The following is a 17127-nucleotide window of genomic DNA, read 5'->3' as shown; positions in this document are numbered from 1 at the left end:
GGATCAGCGCGGACGGTGGACATGCGCGCTTTGCGCCAGACCGAAGGCGAGCATGAGGACCAGCATGGCCGACCCGCCGTAACTGACCAGCGGCAGGGGCACGCCGACAACGGGTGCGAGGCCCATCACCATCGACATGTTCACTGCAAAGAACAGGAAAAAGTTGAGCGCGATGCCCAAGGTCAGCAGCGAGGAAAACCGATCCTTGTTCGCCAGCGCCGACACCACGCAGAACAGGATGATCAGCGCATAAAGCGCGAGCAGCGAAAACGCCCCGATGAACCCGAATTCCTCGGCCAGCGTGGTAAAGATAAAGTCAGTGTGCTTTTCCGGCAGGAAATTCAGACGGCTTTGCGTGCCTTGCATGAACCCCCGCCCGGTCCATCCGCCCGAACCAAGCGCAATCTTGGATTGCGTGATGTGATAGCCTGCCCCAAGGGGGTCAGAGGAAGGATCAAGAAACGTGTCGATCCGCCTGAACTGGTAGTCCTGCAACAATTGCCAGGATGTGCCGCGTGATTGCAGTACAGTGGTGATCAGGCCGACACCGGCGGCGAAAACCGCCGCGAAATAGGCCCAGTGCACGCCGGCCAGAAACATCAGCCCGCCGCCTGCGGCCATCAGCAGGATCGATGTGCCAAGGTCGGGCTGGCGCAGCACAAGTGCCGTCGGGATCAGGATCAGGATCACGGGCAATATCACCCAGATGGGCCGCGATTTGCGATAGGATGGCAGCCAGTCGTAATAGGCCGCCAGCACCAGAACCAGCGTGACCTTCATCAACTCGGACGGTTGCAGACGGATGAACCCAAGGTCGATCCAGCGCTGCGCCCCCATGCCGACAGAGCCAAAGAATTCCACCGCCAAAAGCAGCAATAGGGAGCCAAGATAGGCCACCGACGCCATGTTGCGCCAGAACCATGCCGGGACCATGGCCACCATGATCATCAGCACAAACCCAAGCGCAAACCGCTTCATCTGCGGTTCGGCCCACGGGCTGAATGACCCACCGGCGACCGAGTAGAGCATGAGGAAACCAACCCCGGCCACAGCCGCCAGCAGCAGGGCAAGCGGCCAGTTCAGATACAGGATCTTGCGCGGCCCGGTGGGCACGTATTTGGCGTTGTACTCAAGATAACTCATGCCTGATCCTTGCCGTTTATGTTGGCAAGCGGCTGGATGCTGCGCAGCACGCGTTGTTGTTCCCGGATGCGGTCGCGGTCTTTGGTCGGGTACGCCTCAAGGGGCGGGTCGCCACCGAACAGGGCCTGAAGCGTGACATCCCGGGCAATGGGCGCCGCAGCACGCGAGCCGCCGCCGCCATGTTCGACCACCACGGCCACTGCGTATTTCGGGTTGTCGTAGGGCGCATAGTTGACGAACAGGGCGTGATCGCGCCGCTCCCAGGGCAGATCCTCGTTCCGGGTCACGCCGCGCGCGCGTTCGGCGGCTGTGATGTTGCGGACCTGGCTGGTGCCGGTCTTGCCCGCCATGCGCATCCCGTCTTCGATGATCCTGCTGCCATATCCCGTGCCGCGCCGGTCATTCACGACGTCGAACATCGCGCGCCGCATCTTGCGCAGGTTGTTTTCGTTCAGACCAAGGCTGCCGCCGCCAAGCACGGGCTGTTCGATACCGTCGACGGATTTGATCAGGCGCGGTTTCACCTCGTTGCCGCTTGCCAGACGTGCGGCCATGACCGCGAGTTGCAAGGGCGAGGCGAGCATATAGCCCTGCCCAATCGAGGCGTTGACCGTGTCCCCGACCCGCCAATCCTGTCCGTGTGTGCGTGTCTTCCACGCTTTGGTTGGCGTCAGACCCTGCGCGACGGCAGACATCGGCACATCGTGGCGTATGCCCAGACCAAAGCGGTTGGCCATGGCGGAAATCTTTTCGATCCCGACCTTCACCGCCAGATCGTAATAGTAGACGTCGCAGGACTGCTTGAGCGAGTTCTGCAGGTTCACCCAGCCGTGGCCTGCCCGTTTCCAGCAGTGAAAGCGCCGCCCCGACACCTCAAGATGGCCGGGGCAATAGACGGTGTCATCGGGGCCGATCAGCCCTTCCTCGAGTGCCGCCATGGCCGTGATCATCTTGAAGGTCGACCCAGGCGGATAGATGCCTTGCACGGTCTTGGAGGCCAGCGGGCGGTACTTGTTTTCCGTCAGCGCACTGTAATCGCGGCTGGAAATACCGCGCACGAAAAGGTTGGGATCGTAAGTTGGCGCGGAGGAGATCGCCAACAGATCGCCATTGGTCACGTCCATGACGACCGTGCTCGCGCTTTCACCGCTCAGCCGCGCCTGCACATAGCTTTGCAACTTGGAGTCGATGGTCAGTTGCACATCCGAGCCTGGCGTGCCTTCGCGTCGATCCAGTTCGCGCATCACGCGACCGGTTGCGTTCACCTCGACCCGCTTGGCACCACCTTTGCCGCGCAGCAGGTTCTCGGCCTTGGCCTCTACTCCGACCTTGCCGATCTGAAAACGGGGAATGCGGAGCAACTGGTCCGGGTCATCCAGCCGTTCAAGGTCGTAATCGCTGACCGGGCCCACATAGCCCAACACATGCGCATAGTCCGATCCGAAGGGATAGACGCGCGACAGACCGACTTCGGGTGTGACGCCGGGCAGGGCGGGGGCATTGACCGACACACGGCTCAGATCTTCCCAGGCGACCTCGTCCGCCACAGTGATGGGCAGGAACGGGGCAGAGCGTTTCATCTCGGCCATGGCGCGTTCGACTTCTTCTTCGTCAAGTGACACGACCTTGGCCAGCCGCTCCAGCACCTCGTCAACGTCGCCTGCATCCTCGCGCACCACGACGATGCGATAACTGGGCACATTGCGGGCCAATGCGACGCCGTTGCGGTCGAACACTTCGCCGCGCGACGGGGGGATGATACGGATGTTGATCCGGTTTTCTTCGGCCAGCAGGCGGAACTGATCCGCCTGATCCACCTGCAGGAATTGCATCCGTGCGCCGAGCGCCCCGACAAAGGCCAGTTGCACGCCGCCCAGAATGGCTGCGCGGCGCGTGATCAGACGGTGGCTGGCTTCGGCATCGATGCGGGGCCGTTTCATGAGCCAAACCCCTTGCCGCCCAACTCGTTCGGGGCGGCCTTGCGCACGCCCATGATGCCGTGGGTGATCGCCACGACCAGCGGATAGGCCAGAACCGTGACCACGATCTGGATCAGCGCCGGTATCATCGGCGTGCCGTCCACCAGCATGATCGCCAGGATGATCTGGTACGCGATGCCCACGCCCACGATCCAAATTCCAACCGATACGAATTCGGTTGCGACCGGGGCATCACGCAGCGCGCGCGACTGCCCTTTCATCTGTTCACAGGCAATCAGGGCCAGAACGGCCCACAGACCCGGCGGGCGTTGCAAAAGTAGATCGGACAGCAGGAACATGGCCGCAAGCAGGATAGCAGGCACGAATTCGGGCCGTCGCACAGACCAGGCCAGCGCAAAACACAGAACGAAGTCCGGCCAGATCAACCCGCCGCCCCCGGTTTGCAGCGGCAACAGGTGCAGAAACAGGATGACGAGCACGAGCAGCCCAAAGCTCAGCCGCATGGTCCAAAGGCGGGAAGACACCTGTTCGTTCATTCCGTCACCTCCGTCAATTCGGGGGTCAGTTGCGCGGCGGTGCTGCCGCCCAGAACGTCCGTCGTGTCGGACACGGGTTCGGTGCCATAGTGACGCAGCACGCGCAGAAATTCGAGCCGTTCGTAGTCCGCCGCGAGCCGCACGCGCAGCCGCCCACCGGGGTCCGCCGCGACCTGCCCCATCAGCAGCCCGGCGGGAAAGACGCCGCCATCTCCGCTGGTCACAACCCGGTCACCGGGGCGCACAAGGTCGGGGTTTTCCAGAAAGTCGATGGGGGGCGCTGCCGAGTTGTCGCCTGCCACGATGGCGCGCTGGCCTGACGGTTGGATGACGGCCGGAATGCGGCTGGAGGCGTCGGTGACCATGATCACGCGGGACGTGTTCTGCGCCACACCCGAAATCCGGCCCACAAGGCCGATCCCGTCCATGGTCGCCCAGCCCTCAACAATGCCGTCGCGCGCGCCCACGTTCAGCAGCACGGACTGGCGGAAGGGGGAGCCGGAATCTGCCAGCACGACGCCGGTGATATATGTCAGGCGCGGGTCGAGGCGGACGTTGTTGAGATCGAGCAGCCGCGCGTTTTCCTGTTCGAGTTGGAGTGCCGCCTCTTTCCAGCTTTGCATCTGGCGCAGTTCGCGCCTCAGTTCGGAGTTCTGCTCGACAATGCGGCGGTAGCTTTGAAAATCGCGGGCCAGGTTGATGGTGCCGGTGATCGGGGCCATGGCCCAGTCGAGGTTCGGCACGATCTGGTCGGTGACCTGCGCGCGGAACCTTTCGACGCGGGGGCTGTCGATCCGCCAGAGCAGGAAGGTGCCCGTCAGGAGCAGGACCAGCACAGCCAGAACCAGCCGCCGCAGCGGGCCGGTATAGTCGACATTTGTGCTGTCCTTGGCCAAGATTGCTCACCTCAGTTGGGGCAGGTTGATGCGATGGTCTGATATTTGCCGATCCATAGCAAGTGACCTGGTGTCCCACGCTGGGACATTTCGCATTCACAATAATTTCAAATACTTACGTGGTTAGCAGAGTCTTAACGCGCCCTAGCTGTCGTAATCGATGGCGTGGCGCAGCTGGGTTTCGTATTCCAGCGCCTTGCCGGTGCCGAGGGCCACGCAGTTCAGGCTTTCATCCGCGATGGACACGGCCAGACCCGCTTGCTCGCGCAGCGCGAGGTCGAGATCACCCAAAAGCGCGCCGCCACCCGTCAGCATCACACCGCGATCCACGATGTCTGCCGCAAGGTCGGGCGGAGTGGTTTCAAGGGCCGTCATCACCGCCTCGCAGATTTGCTGGACGGGTTCGGCCAGCGCCTCGGCGATCTGGGCCTGCGTGACTTCGATTTCCTTGGGCACTCCATTGAGCAGGTCGCGCCCGCGGATCTGCATGGACGTCCCGCGCCCGTCATCGGGCATACGGGCGGTGCCGATGGAGGTCTTGATCCGTTCCGCCGTGGTTTCACCCACCAAAAGGTTCTGCTGGCGGCGCAGGTAGGAAATGATCGCCTCGTCCATACGGTCGCCCCCAACGCGGACCGAGCGGGCGTAAACGATGTCGCCAAGGGACAGAACGGCCACCTCGGTTGTCCCGCCGCCGATGTCCACGACCATGTTGCCGGTGGGGTCGGTGATGGGCATGCCCGCACCGATGGCCGCCGCAATGGGTTCGGCAATCAGACCCGCGCGGCGTGCGCCTGCGGACAGAACCGACTGGCGGATGGCGCGTTTTTCAACCGGAGTCGCACCGTGGGGGACGCAGACGATGATCTTGGGCTTGGAAAAGGTCGAGCGTTTGTGGACCTTGCGGATGAAGTGTTTGATCATCTCTTCGGCGGTGTCGAAGTCGGCGATGACACCTTCGCGCATGGGGCGGATCGCCTCGATGCTGCCGGGCGTGCGGCCCAGCATCAGCTTGGCATCTTCGCCGACCGCCAGCACTTTTTTCACGCCGTCCTTGATGTGGTAGGCCACCACGGAGGGTTCGGACAGCACGACGCCCTTGCCCTTCACGTAGACAAGCGTGTTGGCAGTGCCGAGGTCGATCGCCATGTCGGACGAAAACAACCCACCAAGATTTCCGAAGATCGACATCTGCTGCGCACCTCGAATGCTTATTGGCACCCCGACTCGGGGGTGCGTGGAATTCGGGCTCTTATAGGGTTGCGCGGGCGTGGGTTAAAGGCCGGAATCGCCATGTTACAAGCGCCATTGTGCCGATCAAATGACTGTATGGCGGTGCGAGGCTGTCAAAAGGCAGGTTGCCTGCAAAATGGGAACAGGCGGACAGATTGCCCACCTTGATCAGATGGACCGACCGGCGCGTCAGGCGCGTTTGCGCCGCCGCATCAGACCCAGTGCACCAAGCCCGGCAAGTGCCAGTGGCAGGCTGGCGGGCAGGGGGACGGGGCTGGTTTCGACAATGGTCGAACTTATCGTGTAGGCATAGCTGAAGTCATTCACGGTCTGCAGATCGCCGAAAAAGCCAAGGCCCACATTGTAGATGCCCGGCCCGATGGGCGTGCCGGTGGTCGACAGAATTTGCAGCGCGCCTGATGGTGCAATTGTGCCCGTGAACAGGTTGCTCACCGTCGATGTGGTCACATCGTTGATGATGAACTGCAGCGCTTGGGTGCCCGTCAAAGTGCCGGAGATCGACAATTCGGTGATCTGCTGATTGGCGCTGACTTCGAAATAGAAAGCATCAATCGGGTCGGCCCGTCCGCCGACGCAAACGCTGGCAGCGCGGCACGAGAGCGTGCCGATCACGTTGGATGCGGTTGTGCCTGAAGGCGCTGCGCCGAGGTTGTTTCCGCTTGCCCCCAAGGCGTTGGCATAGTTGCCGACGGGTGCATTGGATTCCAGAACAGTGACTGTGTTGGCCGTGGCAGCAGAGGCGCCGATCAGCGCGACGAGCGCCGATATTGCAATATATTTCATTAAATTAGACCTGTTATCAAATGGATATGTGCCGAGACGTTACCACCCCGGCACATGCCGTCAAGACATCAACTGACGTCCTTGTAGCTGACCTCGCGCTTGTCGCTTCCGGTCTTTTCGCGCCGCACCAGCAGGCGGTTGAGCGCGTGGATATAGGCCCGTGTGCTCGCCACCACCGTGTCGGTATCCGCCGACTGGCCGGTGACGATCCGCCCGTCTTCTTCCATCCGTACGGAGACAGTGGCCTGCGCGTCGGTTCCTTCGGTCACAGCGTGCACCTGATAAAGTTGCAGGCGCGCGTTGTGCTCGACCAGCGCCTTGATGCAGTTGAAGGACGCATCCACCGGGCCGTCGCCATTTTGGGTGGTCTCATGCCTGGTCCCGTCGATGTCGAGCACCATGTCCGCCTGTTGCGGTCCGTGGGTGCCACACACGACGCGCATCGAGACCAGCTTGATCCGGTCCTCTTCGGGGTCGGTGGTGGTGCGCATCAGCGCGATCAGGTCATCCTCGTAGATTTCCTTCTTCCGGTCCGCCAGTTCCTTGAACCGCACAAAGACGTCCTTGAGCTGGTTGTCGCCCAGCTCGAAGCCGAGTTCTTCGAGTTTGGAGCGCAGGGCGGCGCGGCCTGAATGCTTGCCCATGACGAGGTTGGTCGCTGACAGGCCCACATCTTCGGGCCGCATGATCTCGAAGGTTTCGGCGTTTTTGAGCATACCGTCCTGGTGGATGCCGGATTCATGGGCAAAGGCGTTTTTGCCCACGATGGCCTTGTTGAACTGTACCGGGAAGCCGCTGACGGTCGCCACACGGCGCGAGATGTTCATGATCTTGGTGGAGTCGATGCCGGTGCGGAAGGGCATGATGTCATTGCGCACCTTGAGGGCCATTACGACCTCTTCCAGTGCGGTGTTGCCCGCGCGTTCGCCCAGACCGTTGATGGTGCATTCGATCTGACGTGCGCCTGCTTCGACGGCCGCCAGAGAGTTGGCCGTCGCCATGCCAAGGTCGTTGTGGCAGTGGGTCGCAAAGACGACCTCATCCGCGCCGGGCACGTTTTCGATCAGTTTGGCGATCAGGTCCGCGCTTTCGCGGGGGCAGTGTAGCCGACCGTGTCGGGGATGTTGATGGTGGTCGCCCCGGCTTTGATCGCGATTTCGACGACGCGGTAGAGGTAGTCGAGTTCCGTGCGCGTGGCATCCATGGGCGACCACTGTACGTTGTCACAGAGGTTGCGGGCGTGGCTGACCGTCTGTTCGATCCGCTCGGCCATTTCGTCCATGGTCAGGTTGGGGATGGCGCGGTGCAGGGGCGAGGTGCCGATGAAGGTGTGAATCCGGGGGCGCTTGGCGTGTTTGACCGCCTCCCAGCAGCGGTCGATATCGCCGATCTGGGCGCGGGCGAGGCCGCAGATCACGGCGTTTGCTGCGTTTTTCGCGATTTCGCTGACGGCGTTGAAGTCGCCTTCGGAGGCGATGGGAAATCCGGCCTCGATGATGTCCACGCCCATGTCATCGAGCAGCGACGCGATTTCGAGCTTTTCGGCATGGGTCATGGTGGCGCCGGGGGATTGTTCGCCGTCGCGCAGCGTGGTGTCGAAGATGACAACACGGTCCTGGGATTTGTCGGTATCGGTCATTTTGGTATCTCTTTTTGAAGTCTGTTCCTGAAGCCTTTTGGCGCGCGGGCTATCCTCTGAGCGGGCGCGCCGACGGGCTGCGCTCAGAGGCGGATTAGGAGCAGGAGGCCACGGCCAAGCGCGCCCGAAAGGCGTGCGGTTGGGATATGTGTGGCGCGTGTCATGGGCGTAGTTATACCGCGCCTTTGGCAAATGGGAAGTCCGGAATTCCCGCCATTGTCCAAGCGGTCCCTGCGGGAGCCTCCAGCGGGAGTTTATTTTGCGAGATGAAGTTGATGGATCGTCTGCGCCGTCTACGTCTGGGCGATGAGCAGAGTTTTGATTATTGGTGCGTCGGGCGGGATCGGGTCGGCCTTGGCTGATGGGTTTGCAGCGCGCGGCGCGGAGGTGGAGCTTTTGTCACGCTCGGTGGACGGGTTTGATGTGACGGATGCGGGGTCGGTGGCGATGCATCTGACCGGTCGGGGGCCTTACGAGCGGGTTGTGGTGGCCACGGGTGCCCTTGAGATTGCGGGTGCGGCCCCGGAAAAGACCATCAGGGGCATTGATCCCGTTGCGATGGCGGATCAGTTTGCCCTGAACGCCATTGGACCGGCCCTGGTCCTGTCCCATGCCCACGATCTGTTGCCACGTGATCGCCCCGCAGTGTTGGCCGTGTTGTCAGCACGCGTGGGGTCCATCGGGGACAACCGGATCGGCGGCTGGATCAGTTATCGCAGTGCCAAGGCGGCGGTGAACCAGATCGTGCATACATCCGCGATCGAGCTGGCGCGAAGCCATGGACAGGCGGCGGTGGTGGCGCTGCATCCGGGCACCGTGGCAACTGCATTTACCGAAAAATACCTGGGTCGCCATCCGGCTGTGTCGCCACAGGAAGCGGCGGACAATCTGATATCGGTCATGGAAGGGTTGAGTGCGGCGCAAACAGGCCAGTTTTTTGATTATTCGGGTGCGACTGTCCCATGGTAGCGCGGCTGATCCTGATCCTTGGCGACCAGTTGAGCGAAAGCATCGCGGCCCTGAATGCGGCGGACAAGGCATCGGACGTGATCGTCATGGCCGAAGTGGGCGAGGAGGGGTCTTACGTGCCCCATCACCCCAAGAAGATTGCCCTGATCCTTGCCGCGATGCGCAAATTTGCGGCCCGTCTGCGCGATGACGGATGGCAGGTGGCCTATTCAGAGCTGGATGATACCGACAACACCCAGTCGATCCCGGGTGAATTGATCCGCCGCGCCGATCAGTTTGGCACATCTGAGGTGATTGCCATACGGCCCGGGGAGTTTCGTCTGATCGAGGCGCTTGAGGACTGTCCGCTGGATGTGCGCCTGCTTGAGGATGATCGGTTTATCGCGAGCCATGCGGAATTCGAGGCGTGGGCGGAGGGGCGCAAAGCGTTGAGGATGGAGTATTTCTATCGCGAGATGCGCCGCAAGACCGGGCTGCTGATGGAAGGCGATCAGCCGGCGGGGGGCAAGTGGAACTTTGATCACGACAACCGCAAACCGGCCCCCGATGATGTCGATTTTTCAGGTCCGATGCAGTTTACGCCCGACGATGTGGTCGAAGACGTGCTTGATCTGGTCGAGGCCCGGTTTGGCAATCATTTCGGGGATTTGCGCCCCTTCTGGTTTGCCACCGATCAGGGTCAGGCGCGTCGCGCCTTGGCGCATTTCGTGCGTTATGGGCTGGCAAAGTTTGGCGATTATCAGGACGCCATGCTGGCGGACAACCAGTTCCTCTATCACGCGCTGGTTTCGCCCTATCTGAACATCGGGTTGCTGGACCCGATGGAGGTGTGCCGCGCCGTGGAAGAGGCGTGGAAGGCCGGTGATGTCCCTATCAACGCCGCGGAGGGATTCATCCGGCAGGTGATCGGCTGGCGGGAATATGTGCGCGGCATCTATTTCCACGAGGGCCCGGATTATCCGCGCCGCAACGGGTTGAACCACCAGCGCAAATTGCCGGAGTTTTTCTGGGGTGGCGAGACAAGGATGCGCTGTGTGTCCAAGGCCGTCGCACAAACGGGCACGCAGGCCTATGCCCATCACATCCAGCGCTTGATGGTCACCGGCAATTTTGCCCTGCTTGCGGGGCTAGACCCGTCAGAAGTGTCCGAATGGTATCTGGCAGTCTATGCGGATGCGTTTGAATGGGTGGAGGCCCCGAATGTCGTGGGCATGTCGCAATTTGCGGACGGCGGTGTGATTGCATCAAAACCCTATGTCAGTTCAGGGGCTTACATCAATCGGATGTCAGATTACTGCAAGGGCTGCCATTACAAGGTCAGTGTGAAGACAGGCGAGGGGGCGTGCCCGTTCAACCTGCTTTACTGGCATTTTCTGGATCGGCACCGGGACCGGTTTTCGAACAATGCGCGGATGGGCAATATGTACCGCACGTGGGACCGGATGGATGAGGACAGGCGCGCAACCGTGTTGCGAGAGGCGCAGCAGGTTTTGGACAAGATGCAGAACGGCGAAGTGATTTGAGCGGGAACCGGACGGCGCGCAGATCGTTGTCCAGAATGTGATCTGAAACGAGGGGCTGCATGTCTGATCCCACAACACGGCAGACCGTCGGGCGCAGATTTGCGCGCGGGCAGGCGTCTTTGCGCATGGCCGTGATGAATATCAGCCCGGCCAAACTGCTGTTGCTGGGATATACGAGCTACATTCTGTTGGGCTGGGCGCTGCTGTCGCTGCCCTTGATGCAGGCCGTGCCCGTGGCGGCCATCGACAATCTGTTCATTGCCACATCCGCGGTGTCGACCACGGGCCTTGTGACAGTTGACCCCGGAACCAGCTACAGTTTTGCGGGCGAATTGGTCATTCTGTTGCTGATCCAGATCGGCGGGCTGGGATATATGACGCTTGGCACGTTCATCGTGCTTTCAGTGACGGACAGTCTGGGTCGGGTGCGCAAAGAAGCGACGCGCAACGTCTTCAACCTGCCCGAGGACGTGCGACCCGGATACTTCGTGCGCTCGGTCGTTCTGTTCACGCTGCTGGTCGAGACGGCAGGCGCGCTGGCCCTTTACCCGATGTTTGTCGCCGCAGAGGTGCCCGATCCGGTCTGGAGTGCGATTTTCCATTCAATCTCGGCCTTTGCGACGGCGGGGTTCAGCCTGAATTCCGACAGCTTTATGGGCTTTCGCGATCATGTGGGTGTGAATTTCGTTCTGTCTGCGCTGAGCATTCTGGGCGCGATGGGATTCTTGATCGTTGTGGATGTGTTGCGCGGGTTGACCGGGCGCACCAGTCACCTTGGGTTTACCAGCAAGGTCATCGTGCGCATTACGATGCTGTTTCTGCTGGTGGGCACGCTTTTGTTCTTTGTGATCGAACCCAGCGTGCAGGCGCTGCCCCCGCCCGAGCGGCTGATGGCGTCGTTCTTTCAGGTCATGACGGCCTCGACCACAGTTGGGTTCAACACGCACCCGATTTCGACGCTGTCTTTTGCCACTTTGATCGTGCTGTTCTTCCTGATGATCGTCGGGGCGTCGCCTGCGGGCACGGGTGGGGGCCTCAAGACGACGTCATTTGCTGCATTGGTCGGACTGGTTCGTTCGACCCTCAAAGGGCGGGATCGCATCCGGTTTTTCAAGCGCGAGATACCGTTGAAGCGGCTGCAGAATGCGGCGGCATCGCTGTCTTACTATCTGGTGCTGACGGCTGTGGCCCTGTTTCTGCTGGCGCTGACCGAGGCCGATGTGGCGTTTGAAGTCCTGTTGTTCGAAGTCTGGTCCGCGATGGGCACCGTGGGGCTGAGCATGGGCCTGACTGGCGAGTTGAGCGATCTGGGCAAGATCATCGTCATTGTGCTGATGACCGCAGGCCGGGTGGGTATCCTGACCTTTGGCATCGCTTTGGCCGCGCATGACGAGTCCCGCGAGGAAGAGAAGGAAAACGATCTGGTGACGTGATTGCCTGCGTGTGTGCAGTGCGGTGCGATCAGTGCGCCGCGCCGCCTGCCAGACCCACGCCAGATACCAGCGATCCCCACACTTTCAGCCGCAGGCCTGCCGCCTTGACGATGCCGGTGGCACTGATGATGTGGCCAAAGACGCCGGGCAGGTTGTTCGTATAGGTCTGCACCAAGCACCCGCTGCCATTCAGCGCAATGGCTTCGTGTTCGGGGTGTTCCAGTTCGAGATAGACAAGGATCGAGCCGCGCACGAGCCCGTTATTGGGTTCGCGCAGGGTGCCACCGGGCACGACCTGACCTGCGGCGATGGCAGGTTGGATGACAGAGATGTGCGCGGGCAAAATCGCGTTGCGGAAGGACAGGTTGACGTTGGCATCACAGGCCACCTCGGCTGGCATACCGTCATACAGTGTGGCGCGGGCCACCTGGCTGAACCCGGCGGTGACGCGCACGGGGTGATCGGCGTCCCGATCCGGGATGATGACCATCGCCGGGCTCAGGATCAGTTGCGAGGCCGGGCTGCCGATGCTCATCGCGAGTTGCGTGACTGTGCCGTCCGTAAAGGCGCGCACCTTGGTTTTGGCCAGATTGGCCTCGGCCCCTTCGAGAGCGGCCGCGGCGGCGCTGCGCTGGGCGGGGATCGATTCCGCAAGCGTGAGGCGGGCCAGATCGACCTGCGCTTGCGCCGCAGTGAGGTTCGCATTGGCCGAGGTCAGCGCCGCCTCAGTTGCGCGCACGTCGTCAGCGCGCCCCACATTACGCTCCAGCAGGGTCTGGGCGTTTTCGAGATCAACCGTCAGCTTGTCTACTTCGGCCCTTGCCTGCGCGACGCCTGCCTCGGCCACCACGAGCTGGTCGCGGGCCATGTTTTCAGAGGCATCGACGCTGGTCAGTTGTGCCTGCGCTTGCGATAGGGCGGCCTGCTGCGAGCTGTCCTCGATCTCGAACAACAGATCGCCTGCAGCCACGCGCTGGCCGTTCAGCACGTTGACGGACGTCACCGGGCCGCTGGTCTGGGCGACGACCGACACGGTGCGGAACGGGATCAGGCCGGAATAGCTTTTGGGATGGAAGTAGAAAATCGTCAGGAACAGCGCAAAGGCCATGACAGCCCAAAGGAAGACGGCGCTGCGCATGTTCCACACAGTCATGACTTCGCCCCGGCGCTTGAGCTGGAAATAGCGGATGATGACGGGAAAGGAGGTCAGCAGAAGTTCAAACATCCTGCACCTCGTCCGCAGGCGTGGCCGCGCCCTGTTTGGTGCGGTTGAGATGGAAGCGTGACCAGTCTGCCATCAGCGCAATCAGAATCGCGGCGATGGGCAACAGGATGTTGAAATGTCCCAAGGGGAAAATCTCGTAAAGCAGCGCGATGCTGAGCAGGGTCGGGATCGTCTTGGCCAGCGGGGTCCCTTCGGATTGCCGTTCTGCCCAGCGATCAAAGGCGGCGTAAAGCGTGACCAGACCATAAAGCGCGAGGGCCAGCAGGATCAGCGCAAACCAGGCGAGGCTGTCCCCTTCACCCGGTGCCACGAACCAACCGGGGACACTATGTGCTGCGCTGCCTTCTGTCGCCATGTCGGGGCCTCCAACCTACGGTAGTCTCTGGTGCTTCGCCTATCTGAAATTGGCCGGGTTTGTCCAATGCTTCTGATACGGCAGCGCGTTTGCGACGTTCGGCGTACAGGTTGACACCTTGATCGGCGTGGCTGCGAAGATAGCTGTGCTGCATCGACGTGCACGAAAAAGGCCCGCATGGTCGTGCGGGCCGTTTCCTGTGGGGATGGTGGGGCGGATCAGGCCGCTTTCTTTTTCCGTCTGGCGCGTATTGCGCCCAGTGCACCGACACCTCCGATCAGCAGCAGGCCAGCGGATGGCAATGGCACGGCAGAAATGTTGATGTTGATGTCACCATGGCTGTTTGACGATCCATTCGGGCGCGCGACGTAGTTTGTGTTCGTGGCTTGCGAGTCGATGCGCCAGCTGAACCACCCGGACACGCCAAGGCCCTGATTTTTGTCGTTAGCGCTTTCACCCAGCTGGAACGGGATATCGCCGGGGGCCTGGGGAAACCCGATCATTGTCATGACCAGACCATCCAACACGCCGACCCCTGTCAGCGTGGCCGACTGTATGTCGTAGAAAGACCATGTGCTTTTGAGTGCTGCGCGTTCCGCAGGGGTCAACCCACCGTCAATGCCACCATCCTTGGTGCCACCGCCGCCCGGTGCATTCGGGTTGCGCAAGACCAAATCGATGTCCAGATCGAACTGCAGGTTGGAGTTGCCGTTGTTGTCGATGCGACCGTCCAGCATCGCCGTGGCATTTCCTGCGCCGACGACGAAATCGCCGGTTCCGGACGCAAACTGCCAGTACGCGCCGACGCCACTGAACAGGCCCGGCAGCCAGACCGTGTGGTCGTTGCCCCCCGTCGTTACACTGGTTGCTTCGTATGAACCCGAGTATATCGTGACGGCGTGTGCTTTTTCAGCGATCAAACCTGCCGTCGATACGGCAAATGCAGCCGCTGCAAATAGAAAATGTCTCAACCGAAGACCCCCCACAAAAATAGGCCACAAAATTAACACATTCTGCGGCGGGATCCCGGTCAAAATCGGATTTCGCGTGCAATTCCATCATGGCGGGAGGTTTTCTCGCCCCTGACGCGAAGTGTTTGGGGGAGCCGCCGGTATTGGCGCATTATGTCCGTGTTTTCTGCGCCTTAAATTGCGGTTCGCCCCATGTGATTCGCGCATGTCGTCGATGTCTTTTGACGAATTAGCCGTCGCCGCCCAGGCAAGTTTCAAAGGCGTCGATGTCCCGCGCGTCGCTGATCTGTGCGCTGCACTCTGACACTTTCTGCACGCAAATCACGTCCAGTTTCGGGAACTGGCAGGCGGTCATGGCGGCCAACAGGGCCTGCGCGGCGGCCTCTTCCCATTCTTCCCCGGCCGGGATGCCGCCCATCGATATGCCAAGGGCCTGCGCGATAGGTTTTGCGGCACCCTCCATCGTCCACGAGGTTGTCACCATGTCTTCGGTTTCCAGCGTCAGGGTTGCGTCAAGGCGTGGTGCCTCTAGCAAATCATGGAAGGTGCCAAAGGCGGGTGCCTGCCCTTCGCCGTGCCACAGGCGGTCACGCACAGCGCGCCCGGTGCTGATGGCGTATTCGACGACTCGCCCGCGTTCATCCTGTGCCTCGATGACCTTGGCCGCGAAACCGTCGGGCGTGAGTGTCGCCACTGGTCCGCTCAGGGCCAGATCGGGGCTGTCTTGCGGCAGAGTGATCAGCACATAGACCCGCCCGACCGGGTTGCGGTAAAGGTGCAGCGCGTAGCCATCCGCGTTGGTGGTCGTGGCCACGCGCGTCTCGAAATCCTGAATTGGCTCGCTCCAGCGGTCGATGAATTCCCAGTCCGCCCATGCCGGGCTGGCCGTTGCGATCAGGGCAAGCCACCATGGCGCGCGCATTTTCAGCCGTCGCTTGGGGGGTCTGTTTCAGGGGTGTCATCGTCGGTGGCCGCCGCATCGTTCAGGGCACCACTGTCCCAGGTTCCGGTTGCTTCTTCGCCCGTGGCATAGCGCATAGTGCCGGAGCCCTGCCGTTTGCCGTTCTTGAACGTGCCCTCGTAGATGTCGCCGTTGGCATAGGTCGCCACGCCTTCGCCGTCGATCTCGCCGCGCGTCCATTGCCCGTCATAGACAAAGCCCGAGGCCATTACGATCTTGCCTTGCCCGTGGCGCTGCCCGTCCAGAAATTCGCCCGTGTAGACAGTGCCGTCGGGATAGGTGGCCGTGCCCGGCCCGTGCCGCTGCCCGTCGCGCCATTCGCCTTCATAGCGGTAGCCATCGGCATAGGTCATCACGCCCTTGCCGTGGTTGCGCGCGTTCTTGAACCCGCCTTCGTAGACCACACCGTTGGGGTAGGTGGCCTTGCCGGTGCCTTCGATCACGCCTGCAACCCAGTCGCCTTCATAGGTGGAGCCATCGGTGTAGGTGATCTTGCCCACGCCGTCGGCAAGGTCGTCCTTGAACGCCCCTTCGTAGACTGCGCCGTCGGGGTAGGTCACGCGACCTTGCCCTTCGATCTGCCCTTCGACCCATTGGCCGATATACGTGTAGCCGTCATTGCCGATGAATGTGCCCTGTCCGTGGCGGCGGTCGTCGGCAAACTGCCCCTCGTAGACGTCGCCATTGGAGTAGGTCACCCGCCCTTTGCCCTCGCGGCGGCCTGAGACGAGGTCACCTTCGTAGACGTCGCCATTGGGTTGGGTCAGGGTGCCTTTGCCATCGATCTGGCCATTGTTCCACAGGCCCACATAGACCAGCCCGTCGGGCATGGTGAGGGTGCCGGTGCCTTGGCGCACACCGTTTTCGATCTGTCCATCATAGACCGCGCCATCGGGGTAGGTGATGACACCCATGCCCTGTTTGACGCCGTCCACCCAGTCGCCCTTGTATTCATACCCGCCGGGCGATTGCATGACGCCCTTGCCATGGTGCTTGGCATTGCGGAACGCGCCTTCGTAGCGCACGCCGTTGGCGTAAAGGGCCACGCCATTGCCGACGATGGCCCCGGTGTCCCAGTCGCCCTCATAGGTGCCGCCATCGGCAAAGGTGATCTTGCCGAAACCATGGGGTTTGCCCTTGGAAAAGCTGCCCTCATAGACCGAGCCATTGGGAAAGCGGGCGACGCCCTCGCCCTTGATTTCGCCGTCGACCCAGGCGCCTGTGTACTCGTAGCCATTGGGCAGCCGGTACGTGCCCTGGCCGTGTTGCAGGCCGCCGCGGAAGGTCCCTTCGTAGATGCCGCCATCGTCATATTGCTTGGTCAGCACCGCGTCGGATTGCGCCAGCGCGGCCCCCGGCAACAGGGCAAGGCAGAAAATCAAACTGCGCAAAGACATGGGCAACCTTTCAGAATCGTCGGCCTGCCGTGGTGCGGCAGGCGGTGTGAAGGTAAGACAGGGCGTGGCGGGGGGCAATGGCCTTGCCCGAATGATCCGCCG

General features: G+C 61.6%; 14 protein-coding genes and 1 pseudogene. 3 read left to right on the top strand and 12 right to left on the bottom strand.

All coding sequences use genetic code 11. From position 1 onward, the window contains the following. Positions 1-3: 3 nt before the first annotated feature. The 7 genes and pseudogenes from rodA to ACERZ8_RS03170 all read right to left on the bottom strand — a co-directional run bounded on the left by rodA (position 4) and on the right by ACERZ8_RS03170 (position 8191). Positions 4-1143: a rod shape-determining protein RodA gene (rodA, locus tag ACERZ8_RS03200; protein WP_407590674.1), complete on the bottom strand. Its 1140-nt coding sequence runs from the start codon at positions 1141-1143 to the stop codon at positions 4-6. After that, positions 1140-3083 (bottom strand): penicillin-binding protein 2, encoded by a 1944-nt coding sequence (mrdA, locus tag ACERZ8_RS03195; RefSeq protein WP_407590673.1) that lies wholly within the window; start codon positions 3081-3083, stop codon positions 1140-1142. Before mrdA ends, rodA begins: the two co-directional genes overlap by 4 nt. Then, a complete protein-coding gene (locus ACERZ8_RS03190; protein ID WP_407590671.1) occupies positions 3080-3619 on the bottom strand; it encodes a rod shape-determining protein MreD in 540 nt (179 codons plus the stop codon). Before ACERZ8_RS03190 ends, mrdA begins: the two co-directional genes overlap by 4 nt. Then, on the bottom strand, positions 3616-4515 hold the full coding sequence (gene mreC, locus ACERZ8_RS03185) for a rod shape-determining protein MreC (RefSeq protein WP_407590670.1): 900 nt from the start codon (positions 4513-4515) through the stop codon (positions 3616-3618). The genes ACERZ8_RS03190 and mreC overlap by 4 nt, the downstream gene beginning before the upstream one ends. Before the next feature lie 144 nt (positions 4516-4659). Beyond that, the gene (locus ACERZ8_RS03180) at positions 4660-5706 is read right to left on the bottom strand and encodes a rod shape-determining protein (protein WP_407590669.1); all 1047 of its coding nucleotides are present in this window, start codon (positions 5704-5706) and stop codon (positions 4660-4662) included. A gap of 231 nt (positions 5707-5937) precedes the next feature. Then, positions 5938-6552 (bottom strand): VPLPA-CTERM sorting domain-containing protein, encoded by a 615-nt coding sequence (locus ACERZ8_RS03175; protein WP_407590668.1) that lies wholly within the window; start codon positions 6550-6552, stop codon positions 5938-5940. Positions 6553-6620: 68 nt separating this feature from the next. After that, positions 6621-8191 (bottom strand): annotated as a pseudogene (locus ACERZ8_RS03170) (2-isopropylmalate synthase). Between the two features lie 306 nt (positions 8192-8497). Here ACERZ8_RS03170 and ACERZ8_RS03165 point away from each other — a divergent pair. The 3 genes from ACERZ8_RS03165 to ACERZ8_RS03155 are packed head-to-tail and all read left to right on the top strand — an operon-like array spanning position 8498 to position 12116. Then, a complete protein-coding gene (locus ACERZ8_RS03165) occupies positions 8498-9160 on the top strand; it encodes an SDR family NAD(P)-dependent oxidoreductase (RefSeq protein WP_407590667.1) in 663 nt (220 codons plus the stop codon). Further along, entirely contained in the window at positions 9154-10683 is a 1530-nt protein-coding gene (locus tag ACERZ8_RS03160; protein ID WP_407590666.1) for a cryptochrome/photolyase family protein, read from the top strand. The genes ACERZ8_RS03165 and ACERZ8_RS03160 overlap by 7 nt, the downstream gene beginning before the upstream one ends. Positions 10684-10742: 59 nt before the next feature. Continuing rightward, a complete protein-coding gene (locus ACERZ8_RS03155; RefSeq protein ID WP_407590665.1) occupies positions 10743-12116 on the top strand; it encodes a TrkH family potassium uptake protein in 1374 nt (457 codons plus the stop codon). Between the two features lie 28 nt (positions 12117-12144). Here the strand turns inward: ACERZ8_RS03155 and ACERZ8_RS03150 are convergent, their stop codons facing one another. The 5 genes from ACERZ8_RS03150 to ACERZ8_RS03130 all read right to left on the bottom strand — a co-directional run bounded on the left by ACERZ8_RS03150 (position 12145) and on the right by ACERZ8_RS03130 (position 17025). Further along, on the bottom strand, positions 12145-13341 hold the full coding sequence (locus ACERZ8_RS03150; RefSeq protein WP_407590664.1) for an HlyD family secretion protein: 1197 nt from the start codon (positions 13339-13341) through the stop codon (positions 12145-12147). Then, complete coding sequence (locus tag ACERZ8_RS03145) at positions 13334-13696, bottom strand: hypothetical protein (protein WP_407590663.1); 363 nt, start codon at positions 13694-13696, stop codon at positions 13334-13336. Before ACERZ8_RS03145 ends, ACERZ8_RS03150 begins: the two co-directional genes overlap by 8 nt. Before the next feature lie 218 nt (positions 13697-13914). Next, positions 13915-14616 carry a VPLPA-CTERM sorting domain-containing protein gene (locus tag ACERZ8_RS03140; protein WP_407590662.1) on the bottom strand — a complete coding sequence of 234 codons (702 nt, stop codon included), beginning with the start codon at positions 14614-14616 and terminating at the stop codon, positions 13915-13917. Positions 14617-14896: 280 nt separating this feature from the next. After that, on the bottom strand, positions 14897-15589 hold the full coding sequence (locus ACERZ8_RS03135; RefSeq protein ID WP_407590661.1) for a hypothetical protein: 693 nt from the start codon (positions 15587-15589) through the stop codon (positions 14897-14899). Between the two features lie 2 nt (positions 15590-15591). Then, positions 15592-17025, bottom strand: a complete 1434-nt coding sequence (locus tag ACERZ8_RS03130; protein WP_407590659.1) for an MORN repeat-containing protein — start codon at positions 17023-17025, stop codon at positions 15592-15594. Between the last annotated feature and the right edge of the window lie 102 nt (positions 17026-17127).

It is taken from the genome of Tateyamaria armeniaca (assembly GCF_045797845.1).
Lineage (GTDB): Bacteria > Pseudomonadota > Alphaproteobacteria > Rhodobacterales > Rhodobacteraceae > Tateyamaria > Tateyamaria armeniaca.
This window is presented reverse-complemented; position numbering and strand designations above follow the sequence as displayed.